This is a genomic window from Pseudorhodoferax sp. Leaf265 (genome assembly GCF_001422365.1).
In the GTDB taxonomy this organism is placed as follows: Bacteria; Pseudomonadota; Gammaproteobacteria; order Burkholderiales; family Burkholderiaceae_C; genus Pseudorhodoferax.
Genome location: NZ_LMMT01000039.1, coordinates 283,055 through 294,733, shown reverse-complemented (window position 1 = coordinate 294,733; position 11,679 = coordinate 283,055). Strand labels below are relative to the sequence as shown.

Sequence of the window (11,679 nt, the reverse complement as noted above, 5' to 3'; positions counted from 1 at the left end):
CGCCCCTCACGGCCGCATGGCCGGGCCGCTGCGGCCCGGCGTGCGCAGCGGCTCAGCCAGGTGCACGAAATCGACCAGGCGCTCGCGCGTGGCGCGCGGGTCGATGATCTCTTCGACCCAGAACTTCTCGGCGCTGCGGAACGGCGAGCGCAGCGCGTTGAGGCGGGCCTCGATCTTGCGCAACTCGGCCGCCGGGTCTTCGGCCGCGTCGATGTCGGCGCGGTAGGCCGCCTCGATGCCGCCCTCCAGCGGCAGCGAGCCCCAGCTGGCCGACAGCCAGGCATAGCGCAGCGACAGCCGGCCGCTGGGCTGGTGGGCCGCGCCCGCCACGCCGAAGGCGTTGCGCACGATCACCGTGCACCAGGGCATGGTCGTCTGGTTCATCGCGGCCATGGCGCGCACGCCGTGGCGGATGGTGGCCGTGCGCTCGGCCTCCTGGCCGATCATGAAGCCCGGGCAGTCCATCAGGTAGACGACAGGCAGGTGGAAGGTCTCGGCCAGGTCGACGAAGCGCACCAGCTTCTGGCAGGCGTCTGCGCTCCAGGCGCCGCCGTAGTGGTAGGGGTCGCTGGCCAGCAGCAGCACGGGGTGGCCGTCGATGCGTGCCAGCCCGGTGATGATGCTGCGCCCGAACTGCGCGCCCATCTCGAAGAAGCTGCCAGCATCGACCACCGAGGCGATGATGGGCCGCATCTTGTAGACCTGCCGCTTGTTGCGCGGCACGGCCTGCATGAGCGCCTCGTCGACGCGCGCGGGGTCGTCCTGGCTGGGCAGCACGGGCGGCACGCCGTGGACCGAGGACGGCAGGTACGAGAGAAAGCGGCGCACGCAGTCGAAGGCCTCCTCCTCGGTGTCGACCACCTGGTCGATCGCGCCGCTCCTGGCCTGGATGTCGGCCCCGCCGAGTTCCTCTTTGGACAGGCTCTGCCCCAGCCGCGCCACGAGCGGCGGTCCCGCAACGAACATGGCCGAGCTGCGCGTCATGACCGAGTAGTGGCTGGAGGCCAGCCGCGCCGCGCCGAGCCCGGCCACCGAGCCCAGGCCGAGGCCGACCACGGGCACCTCGCCCAGGTTGGCCGTCATCATGTAGAAGCCGCGCGTCTGGTCCACGCCGCCCGGCAGGTTGGACGCGCCCTTGGTCTCGATGGTCTTGACCGAGCCGCCACCGCCCGAGCCTTCGATGATGCGCACGATGGGCAGGCGGAAGGTGGCCGCCATGTCTTCCGCCATCATCGGTTTGGCGGCGATGGACGCATCGGCCGAACCGCCGCGCACCGTGAAGTCGTCGCCGACCAGCACCACGGGCCGACCGTCCACGCGCGCGCGGCCGAACACGCAGTTGGCGGGCGTCACCTGCTGCAGCCGGCCCTCGGCATCGTAGGCCCCGATGCCGGACAGCTCGCCCACCTCGTGGAAGCTCCCGGCATCGGCCAGCCGTGCGATGCGCTCGCGCACCGTCAGCCGTCCGGCAGCGTGCTGGCGCTGCACCTTGTCGGGCCCGCCCATCTGCCGGGCCATGCCCTGGCGCTGCTTCAGTTCCTCGAGTTCGGGGGTCCAGCTCATCGGTGTGTCTCCTTGTCGTTCAGCGTTTGGTGGTCGGGTCCAGCGCCACGCGCAGGGACTCGCCCAGCGTGTTGAAGGCCAGCGCGGTCAGCAGGATGGCCATGCCGGGCGCGTACATCTGCTCGGGGGCCAGTTCCATGTTCTGGTAGGCCCGCGCCAGCATCGAGCCCCAGCTCGGGCTGGGCGGCTGGATGCCCAGGCCCAGGAAGCTCAGCGAGGCCTCGGCCAGCAGCGCCGCCGCCAGCAGCAGCGTGACCTGCACGATCACGGGCTGCACGGTGTTGGGCAGCACATGGCGCCACAGGATGCGCGCCGTGCTCGCGCCGAAGCAGCGCGAGGCATCGACGTACAGGTCCTGCCGCACCACCAGCGCGCGCGCCCGCACCAGCCGCGCCAGCTGCGGCGAGAACACGATGCCCACCGAGATCATCCCGTTGGTCAGCCCGATGCCGAGTGCGCCGGTGACGGCAATGGCGAGAACGATGGACGGGAAGGACAGCAGCGCGTCGATGAAGCGGCTGATGCCATCGTCCACCCAGCCGCCCCGGTAGCCGGCCAGCAGGCCCACGGGCACGCCCAGCACGATGGCGATGCCGACCGCCAGCAGGCTGGCGTACAGCGTGCTGGCGGCGCCGTGCAGCATGCGGCTGAACACGTCGCGGCCCAGGTCGTCGGTGCCCAGCAGGTGCGCGGCGCTGGGCGCGGCCAGTGTGTTGTCCAGGTCCTGCGCCTCCACGGTATAAGGCGCGATCAGCGGTGCGGTGAGCGCAAGCACCACCAGCGAGGCCAGGAACGCCAGGCTCAGCGCGGCCCGCAGGTCGCTGCGCAGCCAGGCCAGCAGGCGGCGGATGCCGGTCGGCCGGGCCGCCGGCTGGCGGACCACGGTGCCGACACCTTGGAGAGGTTGGACGGTGCTCATGCGATGCGCGGGTCGAGGAAGGTGTAGAGCAGGTCGGCCGTGAGGTTCACCGCGATGACCACCAGCACCATCACGAACACCACGCCCTGCACCACGGGCAGGTCGCGCGTCAATGCAGCGTTGACGATCAGGTTGCCCATGCCCGGGATGGCGAACACGGCCTCGACCACCACGGTGGCCGCCAGCATGCGGTTGAACAGCAGCATGACCACGGTCAGCAGGTTGACCCCGGCGTTCTTGAGGCCGTGCTTCCACAGGATGGCCGCGGGGCTCAGGCCCTTGGCGCGCAGCGTGCGCACGGGCGGCGAGGACAGGATCTCGACCAGCGAGCTGCGCAGCTGACGCGAGACCTCGGCCACGCCGCCCGCGGCCAGCGCCAGCGCCGGCAGGATGGCGTGGTGCAGCGCGGGCCACAGGCCGTCCTGCAGCGGCTTGGCGCCGGTGGCCGGGAACCAGCCGAAGTCCAGCGCCAGCCAGGCCACCAGCAGCATGGCGAGCCAGAAGTTGGGCACGGCGATGCCCAGCGAGGCGATGGAGGTCACGGCGCGGTCGCGCAGCCCGTCGGGCCGGCTGGCTGCCAGCATGCCCAGCGGGACGCCGAGCAGCAGCGCCACGCCCATGGCCAGCACCACGATCAGCAGCGTGTTCGGGAAGGCCCGCGCGATCGAGCGCGCCACCTCCTCGCCGGTGGCCAGCGAGCGCGACAGGTCGCCCTGCACGGCATGCGCGAGCCAGCTGCCGTACTGCACGAGGAAGGGCCGGTTCAGGCCGTAGATCTCGCGGATCTCGTGGATGCGGGCCTCGGTCGCGTTCTCGCCGGCCAGCGTGATCGCGATGTCGCCCGGCATCAGCTTGAGCAGGCTGTAGACCACGAAGGTGGCCAGCACCAGCACCGGCAGCGCCTGCAGCAGCCGCCGCCGCACCACGCGCAGGCGGCCGGCGCTCAGCATGGCGCGGCCCCGCTCTTGTGGGTGGCAGCGTTCATTGCAGTGCGATGAACTCGTACTTGGGCTTGCCCAGCAGGTTGGACGCGTAGCCCTGGACCTTGGACGAGGCCGCCACCAGCTCGTACTGGAAGGCCAGCGGCACCACCAGCGCGTTCTCCATCACATGGCGCTGCAGGCGCCGGAAGATCAGCGTGCGCGACTCGATGCGCTCGGCCACGCGGCTCTCGGCCAGCATGTCGGCCAGCTCCTTGCCGGTGTCCACGCGGCCGGCGTTGAAGTAAGCGTCTTTGCTGTACATCAGGCTGTAGGTCATGCTCGGATCGGGCCGGCCGGTCCAGGCCGACAGCAGCATGTCGAACTTTTTCTCGGTGCCGAAGAACTGGCCGCTGATCTCGGGGATGGTGCCGGTGATGAACTTGAGCCGGATGCCGGCTTCGCGCAGCTGTTCCATGACGATCTCGCTGCGCCGCACCGAGTCCTGGTCGGTGTAGCTGCCGACGCTTAGCTCGATGCCGTCCTTGTAGCCGGCTTCGGCCAGCAGCGCGCGCGCCTTGGCCACGTCGCGCGGGTACAGGCCCACCAGGCTGTCGTCGAAGGCCCAATGGCTCTTGGGCAGGTTCATGTAGGCAGGCTCGCCCACGCCGGCCAGCGTGCCCTTCACGAAGGCCTGGCGGTCCACGGCATGGTTCAGCGCCTGGCGCACCTTGAGCTTGTCCAGGCCCGGCTTGGCCAGGTTCAGGTACAGCTGCAGGCAATACAGCGTGGGGCCGCTGATCTGGCGCAGCTGCTTGGCCTTGGTGATGATGGGGATCAGCCGCGGCGGCACCTGGTAGGCGAAGTCGTTCTGCCCGCTGACCACCGCGCGCAGGCCCGTGGCCAGCTCGGGGATGATGAAGAACTCGATGCCGTCGACGAAGCCACGGTCCTTGCGCCAGTAGTTGTCGGCGCGCGTGACCTCGACCTTCTCGTTGGCCGACCAGCGCACGATCTTCCAGGGGCCCGCGCCCACGGGCTTGCGGTCGTGCTCGGCGCCCAGGGCCTGCACGGCCTTGGGCGAGACCATCATGCCCGCGCGGTCCGACAGGATGGCCGGCAGCGCGGTGTCGGGCCGCTGCAGCTTGACCGTCACCTGCAGCGGGCCGCTGACCAGCACCTCGCCGACGTTCTGCAGGTCGGCCTTGATGTTGGAGCGCGGGTCCTGCCGGTTGCGGTCGAAGTTGAACTTGACGGCTTCGGCGTTCATCGGCGTGCCGTCGTGGAAGACGATGCCGGGCTGGATGTCCAGCACCATGGTCAGCGGGTCCGGGAAGCTGTACCTGGCCAGGCCCGGCTTGGTCTTGAGCGTCTGGTAGTCCCACTCGACCAGGGTGTCGAAAATGGTCCACAGGAAGGTGTGGTCGGAGCCCGCGCCGCCCGTGGCCGGGTCCAGGCTGGAGGGGTTGGCGTTGGCCGAGACCTTGAGCACGCCGCCGCGCTTGGGGGCCGCCGCCTGGGCCCAGGCGCCGCCCGCGGCGGCTGTGGAGGCAATGGCGCCTGCCATCACCATGAGGTCTCGGCGCGACAACGCCATGGGGCCTGGCCCGGACGCACGGTCGGTTTCGGATGCGGATGCTGGCTGGCTCATGCTTGTCTCCTTCTGTGGTGTTCTGGAACGCTGTGCCGCGGGCCGCCCGCTCAGGGGCCGTGTCGCTGTGGCGGCCCGTCGGCCGTGGCGTAGTGGCAAGCTGCCCAGTGCGCGGGCCGTAGCTCGCGCCAGGCTGGCACCTCGTCCGTACAACGCTGCTGCGCGCTGGGGCAGCGCGTGCGGAAGCGGCAGCCCGAGGGCGGATCGATCGGGCTCGGGATCTCGCCCTGCAGCACGATGCGCTTGTGGGTGCGCAGATGCGAGGGCAGCGGCAGCGGGTCGGCCGACATGAGCGCCTCGGTGTAGGGGTGCAGCGGGCGTTCGCCCACGGCCTCGGTCGGCCCGACCTCCATGAGCCGGCCCAGGTAGGTCACGGCGATGCGGTCGCTCACATGCGAGACCACCGACAGGTCGTGCGTGATGAAAACGTAGGTCAGGCCCAGCTCGCGCTGCAGGTCGGCGAACAGGTTCAGCACGTCGCCGCGGATGGACACGTCCAGCGCGGCCACCACCTCGTCGCAGACGATGAGCTTGGGTTGCAGCGTGAGCGCGCGCGCGATGTTGATGCGCTGCTTCTGCCCGCCCGACAGCATGTGCGGGTAGCGCTGCGCGTACTCGGCCGCGATGCCCACCCGGTCCAGCGCCTGCAGCGCGCGGCGCTCGCGTTCGGCCGCGCTCAGGCCGCCGGCGATCTCCAGCGGTTCGCAGACGCTGTCGAGCACGCGCTGGCGCGGGTTCAGCGCGGCATGCGGGTCCTGGAAGATGATCTGGTAGTCGCGCCGGTGCGCGCGCAGCGCGCGTGCGCCCAGCGTCTGCGGGTCCACGCCGGCGTGCAGCACCTGGCCTTCGGTCGGCGGCAGCAGGGATACCAGGGCGCGGCCCAGCGTGGTCTTGCCCGAGCCCGACTCGCCGATGATGCCGAAGGTCTCGCCGGCCAGCACGTCGAAGCTCACGCCGTCGACGGCGTGCACGGTCTGGCCGCGCTCGGGCAGCGGGAAGCGGATGGCGAGGTCGCGCACGCTGAGCAGCGGCGGCGCGCCGGCGGCGCTAGCGAATGCAGTCAACTCGGCTCTCCCCGGCACGTCACGCCATCTCGCAGAGCACGCAATCGGCTCGCAAACAGAGGTTCGAAAGGCCGCGGAGCAGGCGATGCCAGCGGACGCCGCGGAACTGGCTCTGCCAGGCCGCTGGCGGCGCCCCTGGAGGCGGATGGAATGGCTACACGCAGTGAGCCATTCAAACGGGGTGGTCTCATTGCAGCACCCCCGGCAGGCGCAATTCTGCGGCGCGTTCGCAGCGTGCGAGGTGGCCGGCCTCGACCTGCTGCGCCACCTGCTCCTGGCTGCAATGCGGCAGGGCATGGTCGCAGCGTTCGCGGAAGCGGCAGCCCGCGGGCATCTCGCTCGGCGAGGGCACGCGGCCGCGGATCGAGGGCAGGACCCCGCGCCGCTGGGCCAGCCGCGGCAGCGAGCGCAGCAGTCCCGAGGTGTAGGGATGGCGCGGCCGCACGAGCGCCGCGTCGACCGGGCCGTCCTCCACGATCTCGCCCGCGTACATGGTCAGCATGCGCGTGCAGACCTCGGCCACCACGCCCAGGTCATGGCTGATGAACATGAGGGCCGTGCCGGCACGCTCGCTGAGCTCGCGCAGCAAATCGGTGATCTGGGCCTGTACCGTCACGTCCAGCGCGGTGGTGGGTTCGTCGGCGATCAGCAGCTTGGGCTCGCAGATCAGGGCCATGGCGATCATCACGCGCTGGCGCATGCCGCCGGAGAACTGGTGCGGGTACTCGTCGAAGCGGCGCGCGGGCGAGGGAATGCCGACGCGCGCGAGCGCCTGGACCGCGCGCTCGCGCGCCTCGGCCGCGCTCACCGGGAAGTGGCAGCGGTAGGCCTCGGCGATCTGGTGGCCGATGCTGAACACCGGGTCGAGCGCCGTCATCGGCTCCTGGAAGATCATCGCGATGTCGCGCCCGCGGATGGCCTGCATGCGCGCCTCGGACAAGCCGACCAGGTCCTGCCCCTGCATGCGCACGCGGCCCTCGATCACGGTGTTCTGCGGCGGCAGCAGCCGCAGGATGGACAGGCCGGTGACCGACTTGCCGCAGCCGCTCTCGCCCACCACGCCGAGCCGCTCGCCGGCCGCGATCGAGAAGTTCAGCTTGCGCGTGACCGCCACCCGACCATGCGCGGTGAGGAAGGACACGGAGAGATCCTGGACTTCGAGCATGGTGGGGCGGTGTGGGTGTCCGGGCCTCAGAGCACCTGGCGGCGGAAGGCATCCGCGTCGTCGGCGTCCATGAGTCCCAGGTAGTGCAGGACCTCGTCGCGGGTGTTGGTCATGATCTTGCGCATCAAGGCCTCGGCCGCATCGGCGTCGCTGGCGCGGATCTTCTCGAGCAGTTGCGCGTAGTCCTCGTAGGTGGCGGTGCGCCGCGCCGAACTCTCGTAGTCTGGCGGCGTGGGCTTGACCCACAGCATGCGCCACAGCGCATCGTGCGGCAGGTCGCGGTAGGTGGTCTGCAGCACCTTGGGGCTGCGGCAGGCGGCCAGCAGGCCCATGGCCACGCGGCCGGTGGCCTGCGCGAAATCGAGCAGCGAGGGCTTCTTCTGTCCGGCCAGCCTGCGCAGCTGCGCCAGCCGCGGATCGACCTCGGCGAGGCCGGACTTGTCGGGGTTGCGCGAGAGGTAGCGCACCGCCAGGCCCAGCAGCACGCCGCGCACGTTGAAGATGTCGGCGACCTCGTTGTGCGAAAGATGGCGCACGCGTGCGCCGCGGCGCGCCTGGATCTCGATCAGGCCCTGGCGTTCGAGGATGCGCAGCGCATCGCGCACGGGCCCGCGGCTGACCGAGAACATCTCGGCCACAGCCTGCTCGCCGACGCGCGCGCCGACCGCGTGGCGGCCTTCGAGGATGGCCTGGCCGAGCTGCTTGGCGATCTGCTCGCCGGTGGTGGCGGTGGTGGCCGTCGTCGCCGCGGCGGCGGTCTTCGCGGCCTTGCGCACGGTGCGCCCCGTCGACGTTCCAGCGGTGCTGGACGAGACCTTTGCAGCGGTTTTGGCAGGGGTCTTGCGGGCGTGTGGCATCTCTGACATGCACCTTGGCGCGTTGATTCTAGAAATCCGAGGTGCCCATTGAAACTGTCATTTGTTAACAATTTCGGAGTGTTTTCCCCTATGTCTCGCAGACCCGCGCGCCGGTCCAATCGAGCAGCCATTCGCACTGGAGACACCACACCATGGGCATGCACCGCATCGAATCCCCCGTCACCGGAAAAGTCTGGAAGCTGGAGCGCCAGGTCGGCGACCAGGTCGCCGCCGGCGACACGCTGCTGATCCTCGAATCCATGAAGATGGAGATTCCGCTGGACGCCACCGCCAACGGCGTGCTCCAGCAGCTGCTGGTCGGCGAAGGCGACGAGGTGCAGGAAAACCAGGTGCTGGTCATCGTCGCCTCCTGAGGCGCGGCTACTCGCCGAAGTGCGTATCGGCCGCGGCGGCGGCCGCCGCCGTGCTGGCCAGAGGACTCAGCATCAGCGGCCTGCGCCGCCAGCCGCCCCAGCGGAAATAGGCCCAAGCCAGCAGCGCCGAGGTGATGCTGCCGAACGGAAAGCTCCACCAGATCGCCGCGCTGCCCAGCCAGGGTTCCAGCCACACCGCGAACGGCACACGGAACAGCCACATCGTGACCACGAAGACCAGCGTCGGCGCCAGCATGGCCCCGTTGGCGCGCACCACGGCGAACAGGCCCATGGTGATGGACAGCGCGATCCAGCCCCACAGCGCGATGAAGTTGATGCGGCGCGCCTGCGCCAGCACCTCGCCATCCGCATCGCCGTCGCGGATGAACAGGCGCAGCGGCAGGTCGTCGAAGGCCGCGCCCAGCGCGTAGATCAGCAGCGTGGCTGTGGTCGAGACGGCCAGGCTGGCCAGGCAGCCGCGCAGCGCGATCTGCTCCACGCGCGGCCAGCGGCCCGCGCCGATGTTCATGGCGGCCATCGCCGACATGGAGGCGGCCAGCGCGTTGCCGGGCACCTGCACATAGGTCCAGAGCTGGGCCGCGCCCGCGTAGGCCGCGGCCGTGGCGGCGCCGTAGCGGTTGACCAGGCCCAGCAGCGCGAAGTAGGCGCCCTGCGTGACGATGGATTCCAGCGCCATCGGCACGCCGCGGCGCAGCATGAGCAGCAGCAGCGCGCGCTCGGGCCGCAGGTGGCGGATGTCGTCGCCATGCAGCGCGATGGGCAGGCGGCGGCGGTAGATGGTGCGCAGCAGCGCCGCCAGCGCGGTGCCTGCGCTGAGCAGGTTGGCCAGGCCCACGCCCGCGATGCCGAAGGCGCGCAGCAGCACTGGCACCAGCAGCAGCGACAGGCCGATCCAGACCAGCGTGAAGCGGAACGGCGTGCGCGCATCGCCGCTGCCGCGCAGCATCATGACCAACACCAGGTAGACGAAGATGGCCGGCATCGACAGACAGGTGAAGCGCAGGTGCACGACCGCGTAGGTGCGCACCTCGGCAGGTGTGCCCAGCGCGTCGATCAGCAGCGGCGCCAGCACCCAGCCCGCTGCCGCGACGATGAGCGAAAAGCCGGTGACGAAGGCCAGCGCGCAGCCCGCCACGCGCTTGACGGCATGCAGGTCGCCCGCCCCCAGCGACTGGCCGATGGCCACGCCGGCAGCCGTGCCCATGCCCATCACCGCGCCCATCAGCATGAACAGCAGCACGGCGGCGGTGGCCACGGCCGGCAGCGCGCTGGCGCCCAGCAGCTGGCCGACCCACACCGCCGCCCAGGTGCCGGTCGCCGCGTGCAGCAGGTTGGTGGCCAGCAGCGGCAGCGCAAAACGCATCAGCGTGGGCGCGATCGGCCCGGCGACGAAGCGGCTGGCCAGGCTGTGACTGGACGCGGTGACGGGGGCGCTCACACGCTGGCGGCGTGGCCCGGGTGTTCCGCCAGCGCTGCCTGCCGGATCTGGCGCTTGAGGATCTTGCCGGACGGCGTGCGCGGCAGCGGCCCGGGCGCCACCCGGATGTAGCGCGGGATCTCGAACCGCGCCAGGTGCTGGGCCAGAAAGTCGCGCAGGGCCTCTGCGTCCAGGCCCGGCGCGCCGTACACCGTGGCGCCCACCTCCTCGCCCATGCGCTCGTCGGGCACGGCGTAGACGGCAGCCTCGTGCACGTCGGGGTGCAGCAGCAGCGCGGCCTCCACCTGGCCGCAGCCGATGTTCTCGCCGCCGCGGATGATCAGGTCCTTGATGCGGTCGACGATGAACAGAAAGCCTTCTTCGTCCAGATAGGCCACGTCGCCCGTGCGGAACCAGTCGCCGTCGACGAAGCTGCGCGCATTCGCCTCGGGCCGGTTCCAGTAGCCCGGGAACACCGAGGTGCCGCGCACCAGCAGTTCGCCGCGCTGGCCCGCCGGCAGGGTCTGGCCGGTCTCGTCGACGATCCGCAGCTCCAGCACCTGGGCGCAGCGGCCCGAACTGGCGGGCCGGGCCAGGTAGTCCTCGCCGCCGATGCCGGTGCCGATGGCGTTGGTCTCGGTCATGCCCCAGCCGGTGTTGGGCAGGGCCTGGCCGAAGCTTGCGCCGATCTGGCGCACCTGCTCGGGTGCGCGTGGCGCGCCGCCGCCGCCCACGGTCACCAGCGAGGCCAGGCTGTGCTTGTTCTGCCGGGCCACGCGGACCAGATCGCCGGTCATCGCGGCGGGCGCGTTGACCGAGGTCAGGCGTTCGCGCGCGATGAGCTCGGCGGCCTGCTCGGCGTCCCAGCGGTACATGGCCACCATGCGCCGCTGCATGCGGTAGCCGACCAGGTAGGAGGCGTGCAGCCCCGACACATGGAACAGCGGAATGGCCAGCAGCGTTCCGGGCTGAGGCGGTGGCACGGCGGGGGGCTCCAGACCGGCCATGCTCTCGGCCACGGCGCGGTCGAGCTCCCAGGACAGCAGGGCCGACAGGATGTTGCGGTGGGTGGAGACCACGCCCTTGGGGTGGCCGGTCGAGCCCGAGGTGTAGAGGATGGTGGCGTAGTCGTCGGGCGCGATGTCGGCCGCGGGCATGGGCACCTCGCCTGCGGCGTCCGTCAGTGCCTGCAGCGCGCGCACACCGGCCGGCAGCTCGGGCGTGCGCACGGCCAGGCACTGCAGTTGCGGCAGCGCCGCGCGCACCTGGGGCTGGGCGAGACGGGCCAGGCGTTCGGCATCGGCCAGCACCACGCTGGCGCCGCTGTCCTGCAGGCCGTAGAGCAGCTCGTCGGCCTGCCAGTGGCCGTTCATGGCCACGGCCACCGCGCCGATGCTGGTGATGGCCGTGAAGGCCAGCACCCACTCGGGGTAGTTGCGCATGGCGATCGCCACGCGGTCGCCCTGGCGCACGCCGCAGCCGTGCACCAGCACATGGCCGATGCGGCTGGCCGCCAGCCAGGCCTCGCGGAACGTCATGCGTTCGTCCTGGTAGACCAGGAACGGCAGGTCGCTCGCGGTCTCTTCGTACAGCGCGCGCAGCGATGCGGGGGCATTGGCGAACACGCGCACGCGGCGGCCCAGCGCGGTGGCCTCTTCCAGCGCATAGGGCATGCCGGGCGCGGTCAGCGCGGCGATGGCGTCGGCGCGTGTGGTCGGCTGGGCCATG

Annotated in this window: 10 protein-coding genes; 1 reads left to right on the top strand and 9 read right to left on the bottom strand. The window is 70.9% G+C overall.

Annotation, left to right across the window (positions count from 1 at the left end):
* Positions 1 to 6: 6 nt before the first annotated feature.
* The 7 genes from ASF45_RS30295 to ASF45_RS30265 form a co-directional block, all read right to left on the bottom strand.
* On the bottom strand, positions 7 to 1,563 hold the full coding sequence (locus tag ASF45_RS30295; RefSeq protein ID WP_056672494.1) for an acyl-CoA carboxylase subunit beta: 1,557 nt from the start codon (positions 1,561 to 1,563) through the stop codon (positions 7 to 9).
* Between the two features lie 19 nt (positions 1,564 to 1,582).
* The gene (locus tag ASF45_RS30290) at positions 1,583 to 2,482 is read right to left on the bottom strand and encodes an ABC transporter permease (protein WP_082551364.1); all 900 of its coding nucleotides are present in this window, start codon (positions 2,480 to 2,482) and stop codon (positions 1,583 to 1,585) included.
* Complete coding sequence (locus tag ASF45_RS30285; protein ID WP_056672474.1) at positions 2,479 to 3,432, bottom strand: ABC transporter permease; 954 nt, start codon at positions 3,430 to 3,432, stop codon at positions 2,479 to 2,481. Before ASF45_RS30285 ends, ASF45_RS30290 begins: the two co-directional genes overlap by 4 nt.
* A gap of 31 nt (positions 3,433 to 3,463) precedes the next feature.
* A complete protein-coding gene (locus tag ASF45_RS30280; RefSeq protein ID WP_235581081.1) occupies positions 3,464 to 5,053 on the bottom strand; it encodes an ABC transporter substrate-binding protein in 1,590 nt (529 codons plus the stop codon).
* A 50-nt stretch (positions 5,054 to 5,103) separates the two neighbouring features.
* A complete protein-coding gene (locus ASF45_RS30275) occupies positions 5,104 to 6,117 on the bottom strand; it encodes an ABC transporter ATP-binding protein (RefSeq protein ID WP_056672470.1) in 1,014 nt (337 codons plus the stop codon).
* Positions 6,118 to 6,304: 187 nt separating this feature from the next.
* Complete coding sequence (locus ASF45_RS30270; RefSeq protein ID WP_056672468.1) at positions 6,305 to 7,282, bottom strand: ABC transporter ATP-binding protein; 978 nt, start codon at positions 7,280 to 7,282, stop codon at positions 6,305 to 6,307.
* A gap of 26 nt (positions 7,283 to 7,308) precedes the next feature.
* Positions 7,309 to 8,058, bottom strand: coding sequence for a GntR family transcriptional regulator (locus ASF45_RS30265; protein ID WP_056672464.1), 750 nt, complete (start codon positions 8,056 to 8,058; stop codon positions 7,309 to 7,311).
* A 233-nt stretch (positions 8,059 to 8,291) separates the two neighbouring features.
* On the opposite strand from ASF45_RS30265, the gene ASF45_RS30260 reads away from it, so the two are divergent.
* A complete protein-coding gene (locus ASF45_RS30260) occupies positions 8,292 to 8,513 on the top strand; it encodes an acetyl-CoA carboxylase biotin carboxyl carrier protein subunit (RefSeq protein ID WP_082551361.1) in 222 nt (73 codons plus the stop codon).
* Positions 8,514 to 8,520: 7 nt separating this feature from the next.
* On the opposite strand, the gene ASF45_RS30255 is transcribed toward ASF45_RS30260, so the two are convergent.
* The gene (locus ASF45_RS30255; RefSeq protein ID WP_056672462.1) at positions 8,521 to 9,972 is read right to left on the bottom strand and encodes an MATE family efflux transporter; all 1,452 of its coding nucleotides are present in this window, start codon (positions 9,970 to 9,972) and stop codon (positions 8,521 to 8,523) included.
* Positions 9,969 to 11,678: a class I adenylate-forming enzyme family protein gene (locus tag ASF45_RS30250; protein ID WP_056672460.1), complete on the bottom strand. Its 1,710-nt coding sequence runs from the start codon at positions 11,676 to 11,678 to the stop codon at positions 9,969 to 9,971. Before ASF45_RS30250 ends, ASF45_RS30255 begins: the two co-directional genes overlap by 4 nt.
* Between the last annotated feature and the right edge of the window lies 1 nt (position 11,679).